The 17,385-nt window shown below is 63.5% G+C and carries 24 protein-coding genes; 4 read left to right on the top strand and 20 right to left on the bottom strand.

The genetic code is table 11. The features are described from left to right. Window positions 1-67: 67 nt before the first annotated feature. Genes IEX97_RS01045 through spoIIIAA form a run of 8 tightly spaced genes read right to left on the bottom strand, consistent with a single transcriptional unit; the run spans window position 68 to window position 5,280 of the window. Window positions 68-724: a SpoIIIAH-like family protein gene (locus IEX97_RS01045; RefSeq protein WP_188880621.1), complete on the bottom strand. Its 657-nt coding sequence runs from the start codon at window positions 722-724 to the stop codon at window positions 68-70. A gap of 15 nt (window positions 725-739) precedes the next feature. Beyond that, window positions 740-1,324, bottom strand: a complete 585-nt coding sequence (locus IEX97_RS01050; RefSeq protein WP_188880622.1) for a hypothetical protein — start codon at window positions 1,322-1,324, stop codon at window positions 740-742. A gap of 4 nt (window positions 1,325-1,328) precedes the next feature. Further along, window positions 1,329-1,847 (bottom strand): stage III sporulation protein AF, encoded by a 519-nt coding sequence (gene spoIIIAF / locus IEX97_RS01055; RefSeq protein ID WP_188880623.1) that lies wholly within the window; start codon window positions 1,845-1,847, stop codon window positions 1,329-1,331. Further along, window positions 1,844-3,067, bottom strand: a complete 1,224-nt coding sequence (spoIIIAE, locus tag IEX97_RS01060; protein WP_188880624.1) for a stage III sporulation protein AE — start codon at window positions 3,065-3,067, stop codon at window positions 1,844-1,846. The genes spoIIIAF and spoIIIAE overlap by 4 nt, the downstream gene beginning before the upstream one ends. A 45-nt stretch (window positions 3,068-3,112) precedes the next feature. Then, on the bottom strand, window positions 3,113-3,499 hold the full coding sequence (gene spoIIIAD / locus IEX97_RS01065; RefSeq protein WP_188880625.1) for a stage III sporulation protein AD: 387 nt from the start codon (window positions 3,497-3,499) through the stop codon (window positions 3,113-3,115). 10 nt (window positions 3,500-3,509) lie between these two features. Next, on the bottom strand, window positions 3,510-3,713 hold the full coding sequence (spoIIIAC, locus tag IEX97_RS01070) for a stage III sporulation protein AC (RefSeq protein ID WP_188880626.1): 204 nt from the start codon (window positions 3,711-3,713) through the stop codon (window positions 3,510-3,512). Window positions 3,714-3,749: 36 nt separating this feature from the next. Then, window positions 3,750-4,265, bottom strand: a complete 516-nt coding sequence (spoIIIAB, locus tag IEX97_RS01075) for a stage III sporulation protein SpoIIIAB (RefSeq protein ID WP_188880627.1) — start codon at window positions 4,263-4,265, stop codon at window positions 3,750-3,752. Continuing rightward, complete coding sequence (gene spoIIIAA / locus IEX97_RS01080; protein WP_188880692.1) at window positions 4,258-5,280, bottom strand: stage III sporulation protein AA; 1,023 nt, start codon at window positions 5,278-5,280, stop codon at window positions 4,258-4,260. The genes spoIIIAB and spoIIIAA overlap by 8 nt, the downstream gene beginning before the upstream one ends. 153 nt (window positions 5,281-5,433) lie before the next feature. Here spoIIIAA and IEX97_RS13880 point away from each other — a divergent pair, with 153 nt between their 5' ends. Beyond that, window positions 5,434-5,559 (top strand): hypothetical protein, encoded by a 126-nt coding sequence (locus IEX97_RS13880; protein ID WP_268238296.1) that lies wholly within the window; start codon window positions 5,434-5,436, stop codon window positions 5,557-5,559. Window positions 5,560-5,597: 38 nt separating this feature from the next. On the opposite strand, the gene efp is transcribed toward IEX97_RS13880, so the two are convergent. From efp to IEX97_RS01095, 3 genes are all read right to left on the bottom strand, one after another. After that, window positions 5,598-6,155: an elongation factor P gene (efp, locus tag IEX97_RS01085; RefSeq protein WP_188880628.1), complete on the bottom strand. Its 558-nt coding sequence runs from the start codon at window positions 6,153-6,155 to the stop codon at window positions 5,598-5,600. A gap of 147 nt (window positions 6,156-6,302) precedes the next feature. Beyond that, window positions 6,303-7,382 (bottom strand): aminopeptidase P family protein, encoded by a 1,080-nt coding sequence (locus IEX97_RS01090; RefSeq protein WP_188880629.1) that lies wholly within the window; start codon window positions 7,380-7,382, stop codon window positions 6,303-6,305. Next, window positions 7,379-7,903, bottom strand: a complete 525-nt coding sequence (locus IEX97_RS01095) for a type II 3-dehydroquinate dehydratase (RefSeq protein WP_188880630.1) — start codon at window positions 7,901-7,903, stop codon at window positions 7,379-7,381. The genes IEX97_RS01090 and IEX97_RS01095 overlap by 4 nt, the downstream gene beginning before the upstream one ends. A gap of 200 nt (window positions 7,904-8,103) precedes the next feature. Between IEX97_RS01095 and IEX97_RS01100 the strand changes: the two genes are divergently transcribed. From IEX97_RS01100 to IEX97_RS01110, 3 genes are read left to right on the top strand one after another with little or no spacing between them, the layout of a single operon-like run. Continuing rightward, a complete protein-coding gene (locus IEX97_RS01100) occupies window positions 8,104-8,715 on the top strand; it encodes a histidine phosphatase family protein (protein ID WP_188880631.1) in 612 nt (203 codons plus the stop codon). A 42-nt stretch (window positions 8,716-8,757) separates the two neighbouring features. Beyond that, complete coding sequence (locus IEX97_RS01105; protein ID WP_229776198.1) at window positions 8,758-10,524, top strand: DEAD/DEAH box helicase; 1,767 nt, start codon at window positions 8,758-8,760, stop codon at window positions 10,522-10,524. Beyond that, complete coding sequence (locus IEX97_RS01110; RefSeq protein WP_188880632.1) at window positions 10,521-11,426, top strand: YqhG family protein; 906 nt, start codon at window positions 10,521-10,523, stop codon at window positions 11,424-11,426. The genes IEX97_RS01105 and IEX97_RS01110 overlap by 4 nt, the downstream gene beginning before the upstream one ends. Before the next feature lie 53 nt (window positions 11,427-11,479). On the opposite strand, the gene zapE is transcribed toward IEX97_RS01110, so the two are convergent. From zapE to IEX97_RS01155, 9 genes are all read right to left on the bottom strand, one after another. Beyond that, window positions 11,480-12,400 carry an AFG1/ZapE family ATPase gene (gene zapE, locus IEX97_RS01115; protein ID WP_188880633.1) on the bottom strand — a complete coding sequence of 307 codons (921 nt, stop codon included), beginning with the start codon at window positions 12,398-12,400 and terminating at the stop codon, window positions 11,480-11,482. Between the two features lie 4 nt (window positions 12,401-12,404). Next, a complete protein-coding gene (locus IEX97_RS01120; RefSeq protein ID WP_188880634.1) occupies window positions 12,405-12,965 on the bottom strand; it encodes a shikimate kinase in 561 nt (186 codons plus the stop codon). Between the two features lie 90 nt (window positions 12,966-13,055). Beyond that, a complete protein-coding gene (locus IEX97_RS01125) occupies window positions 13,056-13,496 on the bottom strand; it encodes a hypothetical protein (protein ID WP_188880635.1) in 441 nt (146 codons plus the stop codon). A gap of 75 nt (window positions 13,497-13,571) precedes the next feature. Then, window positions 13,572-13,931, bottom strand: a complete 360-nt coding sequence (locus tag IEX97_RS01130) for a hypothetical protein (RefSeq protein WP_188880636.1) — start codon at window positions 13,929-13,931, stop codon at window positions 13,572-13,574. Between the two features lie 76 nt (window positions 13,932-14,007). Further along, a complete protein-coding gene (locus IEX97_RS01135) occupies window positions 14,008-14,298 on the bottom strand; it encodes a hypothetical protein (RefSeq protein ID WP_188880637.1) in 291 nt (96 codons plus the stop codon). After that, complete coding sequence (locus tag IEX97_RS01140; protein WP_188880638.1) at window positions 14,295-14,762, bottom strand: prepilin-type cleavage/methylation domain-containing protein; 468 nt, start codon at window positions 14,760-14,762, stop codon at window positions 14,295-14,297. The genes IEX97_RS01135 and IEX97_RS01140 overlap by 4 nt, the downstream gene beginning before the upstream one ends. Next, window positions 14,759-15,166: a competence type IV pilus major pilin ComGC gene (locus tag IEX97_RS01145; protein WP_308426172.1), complete on the bottom strand. Its 408-nt coding sequence runs from the start codon at window positions 15,164-15,166 to the stop codon at window positions 14,759-14,761. The genes IEX97_RS01140 and IEX97_RS01145 overlap by 4 nt, the downstream gene beginning before the upstream one ends. Window positions 15,167-15,267: 101 nt before the next feature. Next, the gene (locus tag IEX97_RS01150) at window positions 15,268-16,299 is read right to left on the bottom strand and encodes a type II secretion system F family protein (RefSeq protein ID WP_188880639.1); all 1,032 of its coding nucleotides are present in this window, start codon (window positions 16,297-16,299) and stop codon (window positions 15,268-15,270) included. After that, window positions 16,296-17,297, bottom strand: coding sequence for a GspE/PulE family protein (locus IEX97_RS01155; RefSeq protein ID WP_188880640.1), 1,002 nt, complete (start codon window positions 17,295-17,297; stop codon window positions 16,296-16,298). Before IEX97_RS01155 ends, IEX97_RS01150 begins: the two co-directional genes overlap by 4 nt. Window positions 17,298-17,385: the final 88 nt, after the last annotated feature.

Here is a 17,385-nt window from a genome sequence, read left to right on the forward strand (position 1 = left end):
CATGCCGGTGCCGCCCATAACAAGCGCCCCGCCGTGCACCGGCGGGGCGGCCGCATCCTCTCTGCGGTCACTTCCAATTGACGTACACATGGTTGATGGGCACGTTCATCTGGCGCGAGACGATGTTCATGATCTGCACCGCTTGATCGGCCGTCAGCCCTTTCGGCGCTTGCACGTATACCGTGACCGAGTTGCCGTCCACGTTCGGGACAATCACACAGTTCTTGTACCCTTCGCCCTTGATGGCGTCCATCGCGTCCGCCATGCCGCCCTCCAGGTTGTGCAACTGCTGCAACTCCTGCTCCGCGCGCGCAATCTGCTCGGTCGACGCGTTGTTGTTGGTGAGGATGCTCTGGTACATGTCTTCCTTTTGCGACAAGTTCTGTTCCACCTGGTTCTGATAATTGATGAACCAATCGCTCACCGACTCGTTCGGCACGCCGCTCGTCGTTTGCGCCGATGTGCTCTTCGCATTCGCCGGGGTCGTCGCCGTGGCCGCTTGCGTCGCCTTGGTACCCGTCCCTTGGGCGGGAGACGTTTGCGGCGCATGCGCTGCACCTGTCTGGGAGCCGCTTGGCGCCGGCTCGACGGCGGTGCTCACCATGGGGCCGTTGTCGTTCGAGGTCGCCGCCTGCTGGCCGCCGTTGTTCATGGTGTAATAACCGATGAGCATCAGGGACAACACCATCATCGTCGAGAGCCAGACGGTTTGCCGTTTGACCATTCCCTTCTCCTCCCATCACTCGCCGTTTGCTTGCTCGGGCGCCACGCTAATTTTATATGCGGGCACGTCCAGCACATGACTGACCGCGTCCACAATCTCGCTCTTGGCGACATAGAAATCGTCCGCCGCGACCGTGACGAGTACGCCGCGAACCGTGGGTGTGTCCTTGCGGACCACAAACGGGACCTCCGCCCCGTCGGCGGTGTGCTCCACGAACACTTGTTTGTCCACCGTCTGGGAAGACGAACTGCCCTGACCGCCGTTCTGCCGCTGCGTCGTCGTCCGCTCCTGGGTGGCCACCTGGAGCTGCTCGGTGGAATCCAGGGTGACCATCACCGACACGTCGTGGATCCCCGCAATGCGCCTGAGCATCTGGGTCAACCGCTGTTCGAGCTGGCTTTGGTATGAGATGAGCGAACCTGCGCCGCCTGCGCCCGTCCCGGCAGCGCCTTGTCCCCCGGTATCCGCCCTGGTCATCGCGGGTGCGGCGGCTGGCAGACGGCTGGAACCTTGCCACCAAGTGCCCGCCAGCAGACAGGCCACACCGGCAAGCCCCAGGACAATCAACCACCGGTTTTGCTGCACAGGCTTCCAATCCATCCCTTCACCCCCCTCCCGTCCGGATCACGACCTGCGCGGGTGCCACGCCGAGCCATGCGGCTACACCGTCGCGCAGCGCGATCGCGTCGATGGGCGCGGGCCGCGGTATGTTGACGAACACCCGGAGTGCGCGCACGCCTTCGGCGCTGCCCGTCACGGACACCTGCGCGCCGTGCACGCCGAAGCGACGAGCGAGCTCCTCGGCGATCGTGCGCGCCAGATACTGGTCCGCCGTCGCCGCCGCCTGCCGCTCCATACCGGCGGTGTAATCCTTGAGCGCCGGCGTGGCCACCTGGGCCGGCGGGGCGCCGAACCACTCCGTCTCGACCGCCTGTGCCAGATGCTGCATCCAGTCCCCGCGGAAAAACGGGATCACCGGTTGCAGCATGGCGGCCACGACGGCGAGCCCCAACACGGTGCGGACGTATTTTTGCAGAGTCTGCGTGGGCAGAAGCATGTCGGTGATGACCGCGAGCAGCACGAGGAGGATGATCTGTTTCAGCCATGCGCCGAGCACCGTCACCGCATCACCACCGCCAGGTTGGCTGACGCGAGGAGCACGCACACGCTGAGAAAGAACATCAGCGCCACCACCGCGACCGCCGCGAACACGTGCAGCAGGCTCTTCGCCAGCGCGCCGAGGCAAGCCACCATCGGGTTGTCCCCCAACGGCTGCATGAGCGCGGCGCTGCCGTTGTAGACAAACACCAGGGCGAGGATCTTCACCGCGGGAAACAGGGCGATGCACGCCAGGATGATGACCGCCGCGATCCCGACCGCGTTCTTCACCAACATCGAGGCGCTCGCCACCGTTTCCCAAGCATCCGACAGCGACTTGCCGACGACAGGGATGAAATTGCTCGAGACGAACTTCATCGCCCGCAGCGCCACGCCGTCCGCGACGCCTTTGCCCACCCCTTGCACGGCGCTGACGCCGAGAAACACGCTCATCGAGATCCCGAGGACGAACACTCCGCCCGAACGGAGCAACGATGCGAGCCGTGTGAGGGAATACCGGGGCGAGAGGGCGCTGGTGATGTCGAGCAGCGCGGCGAAGAAGATGAGCGGGAACACGACCAGCAAGACCACGTTGCTCACGAAGTTGACCGTCAGCATCAACATCGGCTTGAAGAATGCGGCCGATGCCACCGAACCGGACGCCGCCAACAGGGCGATCAGCACCGGCACCGACGCCATCATGAAGTCGACCATCGCCTGGATGGCGTGTTTTCCGTATCCAATCGCCTCCGTGAACGAACCGATGGCCAGGACCATGAGGACCATAAAGACGGCAAAATACGCGACCTGGCTCACCGTCTGGCGTTCGAACGCCGTCTGCAGCGACGCAAGCACCGCCGCCAGCACCGACAGCATGAGCATGGTCCCCAACAGGCGTGCGTTATCGAACAACTCCGACAAAAAGTAGCGCAGCAGGCCCTTGCACAAGCCTGCCACGTTGAAGCCGCCGCTCTCCAGGACCGCCCGGGTGAGATTCGTTCCCTGTGCATCAGGCAGATACCCGCCGTACTCAGACACAAGCTGCCGCCAGAACTGATCGATGGCCTGGGTCGGCACTTCGTCCAGCTGTTCCTCCGCTTGCGCCTTGACCCCGGCGGCCGCAGTTTGCGCATCATCCGCCCGCGCAGACGGCACCCACAGGACGCAGCAAGCTGCGAACCATGCCAGGAAAGCCAAGGACAACAGGAAGCGCGTTCGCGGACGGCGAGGCCGACGGCCGTGCATGCGACAGCCCTCCTCTCCGAGAGGGATACCCCTTTGCCTCGGTGCTTACGGCAGCAGATGTACGAGCGCTTGCACCACATCGGTCACGATGGGGATGGCGAGGACCGCGATCCCGACCTTGCCTGCCAGTTCGATCTTCCCCGCCAGCGCGTTTTCCTGGGCGTCGCGCGCCACCTGCGCGGCGAACTCCACGATGTACGCAATCCCGATGATCTTGAGCACGGTGGTCAAAAAACCGTGATCGACCCGGGCGGCTTCGGCGAGCGCGGAGAGGGTTGCGAGCACCGGCTCCATGCCGCCGACCACCATCCACAGGAGCACCACGCCTGCCAGCATGCCCACCAGCATGGCGAATCCCGGCACCAGAGGCCGCAACAGGGCCACAAGCACCGTGGCCACCATGCCCACGCCCACCATCTGCAGCACGTGCATCGCAGCCCACCTACTGGTGGAGAAAGACTTGTTCAATCTCACGATACAGGTGGTCCACGTACCCGATGACGACAATGAAGACCACCACCATGCCCAGAAAAGCGGTCCAGTGCGCAAACTCCTCTTTGCCGCTCTGTTTGAGCAGGGTGTGGAGGATGGCGACCAAAAACCCGATGCCCGCCAGTTGAAAGACCACCCGAATCTCCGGCGTCATGCGTGTCCCCTCCGTCGCAACAGGTTGGGCTGACGGCTATGACAGCAGGATGAGCAAGGCGATCCCGGTGAGGACGCCCAGGTATTGCCATAGTCGTTCGTTGCGTCGTTGCAGATCGCGCGCCTCCCGTTCGAGCGCCGCCAGATGCTCCAGCGTGGCCGCGATGTGCTGCGTTTGGTGCAACCGGTCCGACGTCCCCAGCGTGCGGCCGAACTCCCACAGCACGTCGTAGTCCTGCTTGCGCAACGCCGATTGGGCATCGAGCGCGGCCATGCCCGCCTGAAAGGCCGTGTCCAACGTCTGTTGCGGATCGCGGAGACCTTCGGCCGCCGTTTCGAACAACACCTTGACGGGTGCGGGTGCACGGCGCGCCACACGCTCCAGGGCTTGCGGCAGCGGCGTCGCCGTGTATTCAATCTCGGTCTGCAGCACCCGCAGTGCATGCATCAGCCCGCGCAATTGGCGCGGCCGCTCCCGGTAGTCGCGGGCGATGCGAAAGCCGATGCCTGTGCACGCGACCATGATCAGTGCTGCGCCGAGCAGCCTAACCATCGCTCTGCCGACCTCGTCCATGCCGGTCCAACGTCCCGAGCGGCGTCCCTTCCCGGCCAAGCACCTGCTCGATGGTCCCCGGGCCGCGGCGCCGGCTGAGAATTACGTAGCGGTCGAATACGCGCGCATCGAACAGGTCGCGCATGTACGGCCGCGATCGCCACTCGTCCACGCTGCGGGCGTGGGCGCTCGCCACCACCGCCACACCGGCGTGCGCGGCCTCCAAGATGGCATCGCGGTCGGCTTGGCGGCCGATTTCGTCGGTGACCAACACCTCGGGCGACAGGCTGCGGATGGCCATCAGCATCCCCTCCGCCTTCGGACAACCGTCCAAGACATCCGTGCGGGGACCCAGGCGAAAATACGGCACCCCGTGGACACACCCCGCGATCTCGGATCGTTCGTCGACGATGCAAACCTTCCGCGGCCTGATGCCGCGCCACCCGCCCTCGCTCCAACTGCGGGCGAGATCGCGCAACAACGTGGTTTTGCCGCACTGCGGAGGCGAAAGGATGAGCAGATTGCAGGGAGCGTCCGTCCCCGGGTGGACGACGTACGGCGCCAAACCGGCGGCTGCGCCGAGGCGTTCGCGCGCAATCCGGACGTTTAACGACGTGATGCTGCGCACGGTGCGAACCTGTCCGCTCTCAAACAAAACCGCCCGCCCGGCGATGCCGACGCGGTGCCCGCCCGGGATGGTGACAAAACCGCGGCGCAGGTCTTCCTCGACGGCGTAAAGAGACGACTGGGTCACCGCCTGCACCATCTGGGTCAAGGTTTCCTGCGTGACCACGTAACCTGCACGGGTGTCGTCCGTCAAGCCGTGGTCTTGGTGGAGGAACCTGTCGAAGTCCCTGCCGCACAGTTGCAGCGGCTGGCCGATGCGGAAGCGGATTTCTTCGGCGTGCGTCCATACGCTGGCCGGCAACTGGGCCAGGCGGCGCTGGATCTCGGCAGGGCACAGCCGCACCACCGCCTGCCACCCTGCATCCTGACCCCATGTCTCTCTCTCCATCCCGGCCACGGTTCTCGTCCACCTCCCCAGTCAGTGCATGTATATGGACGCACCCTGAGGGATATGACCTTGCCCGGCAGGTGACAGGAACGATTCGACGCCGTACAGCATGCTATGGCAGGGAACGAGGTGCAAGGCCACACGGAGGAGGTCGTGATGGTGGATGCAACGAGCATGATCCGTTGGATCGTCGTGTTTCTGATGGTCTTTGTGATCCTGATGTTCTTCGTCTTCAGTTTCGCCCGCCAAAAAACCGCGCACGAAAAAACCGGCGGCTGAGGGAATGCCCTCAGCCACCGGCAGCAGGCCGCGCCGGGTCAGGCGCGGGAGATGTACTCGCCGGAGCGGGTATCGATGATGATCCGGTCGCCCTCGTTGACGAACAACGGCACCTGCAGGGTGTACCCGGTCTCGACGGTGGCGGGTTTGCTGCCGCCGGTCGCGGTGTCGCCGCGGATGCCCGGCTCGGTCTGCACCACCACCAGCTCCACGGTGTTCGGCAGGTCGATGCCGATGGGTTGACCCTCGTGGAGCACCACGTAACAGTTCATGTTCTCCTTCAGGAAATTCAGCTCGTACTCCAACTGCGACCGCGGGATCTGGATCTGTTCGAACGTCTCCGTGTCCATGAACGTGTACAGATCGCCGTCGTGATACAAATATTGCATTTCGCGCGTCTCGATGCGGGCGCGCGGCACCTTCTCCCCGGCGCGGAACGTCTGCTCCTTCACGGCGCCCGTCTTGACATTTTTGAGTTTCGTGCGCACGAACGCGGCGCCCTTGCCGGGCTTGACATGCATGAATTCGATGACGCGATAGATCTCCCCTTCGTACTCAATCGTCGTCCCCGGGCGGAAGTCGTTGCTGGAAATCACCCTTGTAGCCTCCTTGTCAGCCGCGGTATGGCGGAACTCCTCTCCAAATGCAGATTTGCCGCGCCCCGCGCGTTTTTTTCACGTAGGTCGACGCCATCGACGCAAAGGCTCGCCCCGACGGGCGCCGAAGCACGCAGCCGCTGCCGCTCACAGGCAGATGAGGCGCTTGTCCGCATGGGTCAACAGCCGCTTTTCGCCGTTCGGGGCGAGCCACACGTCGTCTTCAATCCGCACCCCGCCCCATCCCGGGAGGTAGATGCCTGGCTCCACCGTCACGACGGTTCCAGCGGGGACCGGATCCGGATTGCGCCACGACAACCGCGGCTCTTCGTGTACATCCAAGCCGATGCCATGGCCGAGCGAGTGCCCGAACGCGTCCCCGAACCCTGCGTCCGCAATCACGTCGCGCGCCAGCCGGTCAATCTCGGCGCCGGTCATGCCGGCTTGCATTTCGTCCAACGCCCGTTGCTGTGCATCCAGTACGACGCTGTACACCTTGCGCTGTTCGTCGGTCGCGTTCCCGAGCACCACGGTGCGCGTGATGTCTGAACAGTATCCTTGGTAGACAGCGCCGAAATCTAGTGTGACGAACTCTCCTTTTGCCAATACTTTCTCGCTGGCGACACCGTGCGGAAGGGAAGAACGCCAACCGCTCGCGACGATGGTCGTGAAGGAAGGGCATGACGCGCCTTGGCGCCGCATGAACGTCTCGAGCTCCCAGGCGACCTCCCATTCCGACAAGCCCGGCCGCAGTACGCCGAGGATGTGCGCAAACGCTGCGTCGGCGATGGCCGCCGCCCGCGCGATGCACGCCAGTTCTTCCTCGTCCTTGATGACGCGCAGGTCTTCGACGAGGCGGCGCGCCGGGATCAACGCCAGACCCGGGACGTCTCGGACCATCCCGGCAAGCTGTTCGTACAGGGTGTACGACACATCGTCCGGATCAAACCCGAGCCGCTGGACGCAAAGTTGCACCAGTTGCTCGCGCAATGCGGCCAACCCGTCTTGGCCTTGGTCCACAATCACCCACCCGGCGCACTCCGCCCGGGCTTGCTCGAGGTAACGAAAATCGGTGAGAAACACGGCGGCTTGTTCCGTGACCAAGGCGACACCCGACGTCCCGGTGAAACCGGAGACGTACCTCCGGTTGTGCGGTTCGGTCACCAAGAGCGCATCCAGCCCTTCCTGCCGCAACCGTTCGCGCAATCGCGCCAATCGCGCCGTCATGATGTCTCGCTCCCCGCCTCCGGCTGCGTGCTCGCCTTGGGCTGTGTGCTTGCCTCTGACTGCGTACCGTCTCCTGCCCCTGTGCACAGGGCCATCAAATAGCGGGCCGCCGCCTCGTACCCGTACGTGCCGAGGCCGACCACCTGGCCGGTCACCACGCCGGCGAGCACCAGTTGATGGCGAAACGGTTCCCGTTTGTGGACGTTCGAGATGTGTACCTCGACGGCGGGGATGTGGATGTCTTCCAAGCAATCGCGCAACGCCCATCCGTAATGACCCAGCGCCCCCGGGTTGATGATGAGACCGAGCGCACCTGGTCCTTCCGCCTGCAAAAAATCGATGATGGCGCCTTCGTGGTTGGACTGAAAAGCGCGGACCTCCACGCCGTACGCGCGGGTCACTTGTTCGACACGCCGCCTGATGTCCGCCAGCGTCTCCGCGCCGTACACATCCGGACGGCGCACACCCAAACGGTTCAGGTTGGGACCGTTCACCAACAAAATGTACCGAGATCCGGCCAAACCGCATCGACCATCCTTGTCTGTCGGGGTAGGGACAAGGCCGGTGTCATTGTATCATATCGCTTGTTATACTGGAACGGTGAGCTTGAACACGTTCTCTTTCCCTGCCTGGAACGAACGGACGGCATACCTCTTTGCGTATGCACCGTCGCGCACACATGACTTGACCACCCTATCCACCGAGAGAAGGAGGGAAGGATTTGTTCGAAATCTGGCTCGTCCGCCACGGTGAGACCGATTGGAACCACGCCGGCCGGCTGCAAGGATGGACGGACATTCCGCTCAACGAAGCGGGGTGGTGTCAAGCCCGCCGGCTCGCCGCCGCACTCCACGGCGTCCCGTTCTGCGCCGTGTATACCAGCGATCTCGTCCGCGCCCGGACGACAGCTTCCCTCTTGCAGCGTGAACTGAACGCCCCCCTCCTCGTGACCCAGCAGTTGCGCGAGCGGTGTTTTGGCAGCGGCGAAGGATTGACAAGACAGGAGATTGCAGAGCGGTTTCCCAACGGCATCCCGGACGCGGAGCCAGAAGCGCAACTGTCCGCGCGCATGGCGGACTGGTTCCGGCGCGTATTGGCCATCCATCGCAAAGGGCGCATCCTCGCCGTCACGCACGGTGGCTTCATCCGCCAAGCCCTGCGCATGGCGGGTGTGGATCCGCCTGCCACGTTGGCGAACACGTGCGTCAACCGGTTTCGCCACACCCCGGACGGTTGGCGCGCACTGGCGGTGAACGCGGCCGAACACTTGGCCATCTGCCATCCTTCTCACGCGGCAGCGAGCCATACATCGCGCCCATCTGCGCCATACTAAGGACGCTTCACACTCACCGGCATGCGAAGGGAGGACGTCGCCATGCACAGCCATGCACACCATCGCCTGCCGGACCCAAGCGTCCTTGCGCCAACACCTCCACCCGTCCCCGTACCCATCCAATGGATGGAAAGCGCACGTCTCGAAGCGTTTCAAGCCTTTCTCGCATCCACCGCCGACCAAGCGCCCCCTGCCGCTTCTTGGACGCTGTTCACGTTGTGCCATACCGCCTTGCGGGCGCAGTTGGCGGCCGGATTTGAGCGGCTGCTCGCCTTGGACCACCTCGTCGGCTTCACCCCGCTGCCTCATCAGGTGGAGACGGCGGAACGCGTGATCCGCGAGATGCGAGGCCGTGCCATCCTTGCGGATGAAGTCGGGCTCGGCAAGACCATCGAAGCGGGGCTCGTGATCAAAGAGTATATGTTGCGCGGCCTCGTCAAGAAGGCCCTCATCCTTGTCCCCGCCTCCCTGGTGTTACAATGGACGCGGGAATTAACCGAAAAATTCAAGATCCGCTGCTTTGTCCAGCGCAACGCGTGGAGCTGGGCAGAACACGACGTGGTCATCGCCTCGCTCGATACCGCCAAGCGCGAGCCGCACCGTACCCAGGTGTTGAACCAAGCTTGGGACTTGGTCGTGGTCGACGAGGCGCATAAATTGAAAAACCCGCGCTCGCGCAACTGGTTGCTGGTCAATCAAATCCCCAACAAATATATGCTCTTGCTCACCGCCACGCCGGTCCAGAACAACCTGCGTGAACTGCACGCGCTGATCACGCTGTTGAAACCGGGTGAACTCGGGAGCAGCCAGCGTTTTGCGTCCGAGTTTTTGATCACCCCTCGTGCCCCGCGCGATCCGGAGACCTTGCGCCAACGCCTCACCCAGGTGATGGTACGCAACCGGCGCCGTGACGGCGCGACCAACCTGCCGAAACGGCATGTCGAGGTCGTCAAGCTCACGTTGAGCGATGCGGAGCGGGTGTTCTACAACAGGGTCAACGACTTCTTGCGCGACGAGTACCGTCAGCGGAGCGAGGCACGGGTTTCGATGCTCCCCCTCATCACCCTGCAGCGGGAGATCTGCAGCTCCCCATACGCCGCCATGGTCACACTCGAGAAGATGATGAAACGTGCGCGCGATGAGGAGCTGAGATCGTCCCTGGCCCGCCTCATCCAGCTCGGAGAACAAGTGCAGACCTACACCAAGGTGGAAAAAGTGTTGGATATCCTCGCGGGTTTGCAGGACAAATGTGTCATCTTCACCGAGTACCGCGCGACACAGGACTTTTTGCTTTACATGCTGCGGCGACAAGGCATCACCGCGGTACCGTTTCGCGGTGGATTCGGCCGCGGCAAGAAGGACTGGATGCAGGATTTGTTTGCCCGCAAGGTTCAGGTGTTGGTCGCCACCGAATCGGGCGGCGAGGGGATCAATCTGCAGTTTTGCCACCATATGATCAACTTTGACCTGCCCTGGAACCCGATGCGTTTGGAGCAACGGATCGGACGCATCCACCGTCTTGGCCAAACGCATGAGGTATATATTTACAACCTGTCCACCGTGGACACCATCGAAGCCCACATCGTCGAACTCCTGCTGGAAAAGATCCGGATGTTCGAACTGGTCATCGGAGAACTCGACTATATCGTCGGCGACCGGCGCGTATCCGCCCGTCAGTTCGAGAAGCGGATCCTCGACTTGGCGATGACCAGCGAGGATGAACAGCAGTTTCGCGCGCGTCTGTTCGCCTTGGGCGAAGCACTCTTCCAGCCAGGACAGCGGAGCAATAAGGAGAGGCATTCACCATGAACCACGCGCTCCCTCTGCGCACACCCGAGGAACGGCAGGCGTTCTGCGAGGCATACTTCGCCGCCGTCGGAGCGAAGTGCGTCTATCAAGCGGAAGCGTACCGGGAGTTCGAGTTGCCTCGTGATGTGGACAAGGAATTGACCGACCGGCCATATTACTGGCTGTGGGTGGAACAGACAGGCCAGGTCGTGCCGCCCACCGTGCTGCGCCTGGCGTTCACAGAAGACGCCGCGGAACGGGAAAACGTCCGTCTGCGGACAGAAGCGCTCGCTTCACCGTCTTACCAACAATTGTCCGACTTAGAAAAACAGTTTTTCCGGCCGCCTGTCTCTGAGTTGATGACACTCGGCAGCTTCCGCTTTGAAAAACTCATGGCCTCCGTCGCATCACGGGGCCGTTTCGCCAGCGTCCGCCCTGCTGATGCAAACGCCCATCGTACCGTGCCCTGGCTGATGGTGAATGTGCGCATCACCCGCCGCTGTGATTTGAATGAACAGAGCCTGTGGTCCGTCGGGTGTTGCTTGGTCAACCGGCAGGTGGTCGACGGGTTCTACGACGCCGTACACCGGCTGGCGATGGTGCCCTGCCCCCCTCGCCAGCTCCTGAGCGAAGCACGGATAGGGCTTCAGGAAGCGTTCACGGCCGTAACCCAACACGTCGAGCGCCGTCTGCGCACGGAACCACATGCTTGGGCACGAGAGGCGCAAAGGCGGCTCGACGACGAACTGCGGCAAGTCTGCACATACTACCAGAGCCTGTTGCCCGAGGTGACGGAGGAAGAACGCACCATCCTCCAGGTTGAACGCACCAAAAAAGAGCGGGATGTGCGAGAACGGTATACGCCGCGGCTGGAGGTTGAACCGGTTCAGTTGGCGCTCGTGGGACTCTTGGAACGCATCTAAACGCCCGACACGCAAACACTTTTCCTTTCCGCTGTGCTGTGCTGCGCGCCGCTTCAAGTCAATGACTCCAAGTGGCGTTGCCGGGCGTCCTCGCCGTCCATCTTTGCCAGTTTGGTCATCTGCATGATGCGGCTGCGCAGCGGGCCGACCGATTCGACCAGATCGGCACCGTTGCGCCGGTACAGGCTCGGCGGCGGGAAGTTGCTCGTGAACCACGTCGGCAACTGGGCGTGAAACCGGAAGTTGATGATGCGGAACAACTTTTCCAATGTAAACTCATTGGCCCGTTCCTGCCCAAACTCGTCGATGCCGAGGACGGGTACCGTGGAACACGCGTCCAAAAACGATTCGAGGTCGCCGTCGGAGGCGATGATCTGCCGCATCTTATCGAACAGCGCGTCCGAACGCACGAACAGGCACGGCACGCCACGCTCGCGCAACCGGTTGATGACCGCCAAGAGCAGATGCGTCTTCCCGACTCCGGGCGGACCAAAGATGTACACCCCGGTCCCGGGCTGCCCCGGTTGATACGTCTCGGCGAACTCCTCTGCGAAACGGACGAGCCGCGGATACTTCCGTCGCTGTTCCGCCGGGAAATTGGCGAACACAAACCGGCTGTCCTGTTCCATCGTCCCTGCCAACTGCGCCCACCGGGCCACCCGCTGCCGCAACTGGAATTCTTGATATGGTGGGCAGCGGTGGACGGCGGCCGCCAACTGACCTCCGTACCGGACAAGCGTCTGTACGAAGCCGCGCATGTCGCCTTCCTTTCCACATTGCTCATACCCGGTGCAACGGTTGCAGATGGCATGCTGGCGCAGGTGTTCCAGCAACAACGCGCGATGACGTTCAATCTCTTCGTCCGCAATCCCCCATTCGGCGAGCTCCGGGATGGCGCGGCGGAAGAAATCGGCGTCGTACTTGGCAGCCGCCCGCCGCCACCGGCGAGGAAGCAGGTCTTGAATGTGGTGCATTCCCTCATTCCCCCTCCCGGACACGTTGGGAGCTGACGGCGCCGCACCACGACTGGATGACCTGTTCAGCCACCGCGGCCACACTCAACCCGTCGACATCGACCACAGCATGGGCCACCTCCCGGTACCAAGGGGTACGGATCCGTGCCAACTCGCGTACGCGCATGGCCAGGGGATGGCCCGTCTGCAAGAGCGGGCGTTCCGCCTCGTCCCGGGCAAGCCGTTCAACCAACGTTTCCACGCGCGCCCGCAACCAGACCACGTGCCAGGATGCGCGAAGCAGGGTACGGTTTTCCGGAGTGACCACCACCCCGCCTCCGGTCGCCAACACCCCGCCTTGCCCGGCCCGGGCCATGGTGACATCCTGCAGGACGTCGTGTTCCATGCGGCGGAAACCCGTCTCCCCGGAAGCCGCAAAGATGTCTGGTATGGAACACCCTTGTCTGCGGACAATCTCTTCGTCCAGGTCGATGAACGGCACCGCGAGCCGCTCCGCCACCTCCCGGCCCACGCTCGTTTTCCCCGCACCCATCAAACCGACCAACGCGATGCACGGTCGCCTCACCCGCATTCGTCCCCCATCACGCTGCGCCCATGCGGCGCGTCTGTCTCTTTTCCCATGCTACCACAGGGAAGACGTCCGCGCAGCCGCCTGTCAACCCGGTGCAGCGTCTTGCCACATGACCACGCGCCCGATCCGCGGGTCGTACATGAGGCGGACGGTATGCTTGGCATGGACCGTCGTGGCGGTCACCACGATGGACCAGACGCTGCTTTGGGTTACGGTCACCTGAACCGTCCCGTTCGGGCTTTGCAATGGTTCCGCACCCGGGGAAAGCGACCCTGCTTCGACTTGGCGGAGGACGCTCAGAGCACAACTGCGCGCAAGCCAATACGCCTGCCGCTCCCATGCTGATTCACGGGTGATCTCCACCTCCCCCGCCATCACCACGCCGAGCACGACGAGAAAACTGGTCGCAAACAGACACACCGACAGGACGCTGAGCAAGACACTGCCTTCAACTTTGTCGCGCAGCCGACGGCCGCGCACCGTCATGGCGGCGGCGCCGCGAACCCTCGCACGTGGTTTCGTCATGCAGCGCACGCCCCCCGGACAGATTGAATAAGATTTCTCTCTGGCGAAAAGGCCGCCCTGGCCCAGCATCTCCGATCAGGCGGTGAGGCCGCACACGTCGGCTTGAAACGTCTGTCCCGAGGGAAAACGGGCGCAGAGTGTCAGCAAAGGCCATGCGATGCGTGCATCGACGCTCGTCACCCCGGACATCAGAACAGCTGTTCCCCCGCCCGCCCGAATACGAACCCACTGGCCTTGGTTGTTGACCACGTACGTGTACTGGGTGCCGTCGGCACTGGTCAACGTCAGGATGCCGTTCCTCACTGTAGCGATGCGGCTGCCATGCAGGTCATGAGCGAACACGCGCCATCCGGCAGCCCACTCCCTCGCTTCTTCCGCGTCACGCTCCATCCGTGTCGCACCAGAACCCATCGACCAGGCCAAGCTCGATGCCATCCAAAGCCCCAGCGCCCCTACCCAGAGGGCGACCATCACCTCGAGCAGTGCGAAGCCGCAGGAGCGGGCTTTGCCCTCAGCCCCGCAGCCACAACACTTGGCTGGCGTTCCCCACGCGGGATTCAATCCGCACCCAGTCCTGTCCCTCCACACTTTCCGTCACCTCCGTCCTGCCTTCTCCCGCCATGGGTTGAGGTGCCGGCGCACCAGCACACCACCGTTCGGCCGCGTTATCGGCGGCAGCCACCGCCTCGCGCTCCGCGGCAAGCGATTCGTGACAGCGGACGTACGCAGCCCAAGCCATCCCCGAAGACATCCCGAAGACCGCCAACACGAACACGCTGCATACCGCTTCCGCCAACGTCAAGACCCTGCGCCTCCCATCGTCAAAGTCTGCAAACCGGAGCCGAGATAAAGATGAATGTCCGCTTCATCCGGACCATCGACCAACCGAATGACCCCGCCGACTTGGCTGTTCCCTGCCACATCGTACTGAATGTTCGGCGTGTTTAACTGCAGATATCCGTCGAAATAGTTCACGCCAGGCAGAAACGCGTATTGTCCCAGGCACTGGGTGCCGTTGCCAAGATACAGCGCGTAATCCGGCGTGAAACCAGACATGCGCACCAGACCATAGACCCCGTGCGTCTGCGCCAACTGCTGCATCGTCCGCAGGTGGACGAGGAGGCGATTCGCCGTGACCTCCAAGTCTGCGTACCGCCAGGCGCGGGCGGTTACCGGAAGCATCCAGGCGGTCGCCGCCACGGCGAGTACCAACGCCACGACGAGTTCGACGCAGGTCAAACCGTGCTCACGTCCGCGCACGATCACGGTGCACCTCCCAGATTGCCGTGGATACTGCAGGTGACGACAATTTGGTCGGGATCGGTTTCATCGACGGTATACTGACCGCCGGCTGGCTCCTTCGGCACCGCGTCGAGCAAGTGGTCCGCGACCAGAGCCTGAAGTTGCGCCGCTGTGTCACCAGCCGGGAACTGATGGTGCAGCATGTAGTACTCCGCCAGCGCGTCGCGGATGGTCCGCTCGTTTTCTTGGCAAGCGAGCGCCTGCGCACGCTGCCCGGCGCCAAGGAGATGCGGCATCGCAATGGCCGTCATCACCGCGACAATCATGACCGCAATCATCATCTCCATCAAGGTAAATCCTCCCTCACGACGGCCGTTCCGGCAGGTGCGCGCAGACGCCGGATTTCTGGAAATCACATTTCTTACCACCTTTTACTCCTCCTTCGTCATGCCCTGGATGTCCCTGTGCCTGTCGCCTTGTCGTCGGTTTGCACAGCGAAGCAAACGAGAACCTCGTCCGGTTTCTCCCTTCACCATGTCCGTGCGCCGGTGCTGACGGTGGAAATGAGGTGATATGTGGGAACGAAGACCGCGAACATGATGATGCCAATCATGGCGCCGAGCAACACGAGCAGCACCGGCTCCGCCGTGCGCGCGGCGCGATCCAGACCTGTCCGCAACCGATCCCGGCTGTACCACTCCATACGCCGTACCGCCTCCGCCAGTTCGCCCGTGTGCTCCGCCTGTTGCAACAGCAGGCCGAACACCGGGTCCCAATCGGCGGCAAACGCCTGCGGTAAGGATTGACCCGCGAGGATGCGCAAACGGATGGCGTTCGCCACAGCCGCCAACCACGTCCTCGGCGCAGCCTCCGCCATGGCCGCGAGGGCTTCGACGGCCGGAATGCCGGCCATGAGCAGACGTGAGAGCAACAGGCAAAAACGATGGGTTCGTGCCAAACGCCACAAACGGAACCCGGGCGTCAGGCGCTTGGCCCAGCGAGCGGCGCCAGGAATGCGGTCACGAGCGCGCCAGAGTGCAGCCAAGCAAAGCGCGTATCCTGCCACCGCCAGACCCAGCGCGGCGGGTATGATCACCATGGCCTGGGCCAGCATAGCCAAAAATCGCGGTTCGATCCCGCCCATCTGGGCGTACAGCGCCATGAAGGCCGGCAACACCGCCCCGCGGACAAATGCCAAGAGGCCAAACGCCAGCAGGATGAGCGCAGACGGGTAACTGGCCGACTGCCAAACTTGACGCTGCCAATCCTGACGCGCACGCACGTCCTCACACCAGCGTGCACACGCGCCGGCCACATCGCCCGTGTGCTCGCTCGCCCGCAGCAGCAGCCACAGCATCTGCGGACAAACCGGCTGCCAGGCCTGGGACAGAGGCTGACCGGCCGTCACCGCCGCCTCGCCCTCCTGCAACCAGCGGACCAACGGCTTTGGGGCCATCCTGGCCGCGTGGTGCAGCGCGTCGGACAACGGGATGCCTGCCGCGAGCAGCGCGCCGAGATGGTCCATCGCATCGAGCCACCATGCATTCCTCACGTTGTTCATACGCCTTCTGCCCCCGCCCGCAACGCCGCCCATGACGCATCGGACGCGAGACGCGCCGCCCACTCCGGCGTGACCTCCAGGATGGCAAACGCGGCCGCGCGCTCCGGGTCCATCCCGCTCTCCGCGCAGCGTGCACAGCCGATCCCGCCGCACGCCCGGCAGGGTGCGGCAGTCAATGACTGCGTGATCACCGCCAGCAACACGTCCGCGATGAGCGGCCGCGGTACCCCGAGCTCGGCGAGACGCGCCGCCGCACCGACGAAGTCGCGCGCATGGGTGGTGGAGAGCACCAGATGACCGGTCAACGCGGCGCGGACGGCGACGCGCGCGGTCTCTTCATCACGGATCTCGCCAATCATGATGGCATCCGGGTCGTGGCGCAGCAGCGCTTTGAGTACGGCGGCGAAGGTGACACCCTGCCGTTCCCGCACCTCGACTTGATCACACACGTCCAACACGACTTCCACCGGGTCTTCGATGCTGACGACGTGCCGCCCGGAGCGGGCGAGTTGCGACATCAGGGCGTACAGGGTCGTCGTTTTCCCTGCACCGGTCGTGCCGGACACCAGGATCATCCCGCTTGTCCGCTGCAGCAGCCGCTCCACCTGCGCCACCTGCTCCTTGCGCAACCCAATCTCGGCCAGCGCCATGGCGCCACTCGCGACGAGCAACCGCAATACCGCGGCCTCTCCGTAAACCGTGGGCATCACGGCTGTCCGCACGTGGTAAACTTCTTCGCCACGCTGCCAGACGAATGCCCCGTCTTGCGGAACCCGTGTCTCCGCCACATCCATGCGCGCGAGAGCCTTCACGCGCCGGATGAGACTCGCCCCGAGGTCGTTCACGCGCAGGTACGGCATGACCCGGCCGCCAACGCGGAAGCGCACGTCGAGTTCCGACCGTTGTGCATACAGGTGAAGATGGATGTCCGACGCCCGGCGGCGTATGCCGTCGTCGAGAATGCGCTGCAAAACATCGACGGCCGACAGTTCTTCCACGCTTCCTCCCCCCCTTTGCGAGGGAGAGAATTCGCGGCAGAACGCCGGCCGCCTGTTCCCCGTGTTTTGCAGAGGATACGATTTTGAA

The organism is Paenalicyclobacillus cellulosilyticus, assembly GCF_014647315.1.
GTDB classification, from domain to species: Bacteria; Bacillota; Bacilli; order Alicyclobacillales; family Alicyclobacillaceae; genus Alicyclobacillus_J; species Alicyclobacillus_J cellulosilyticus.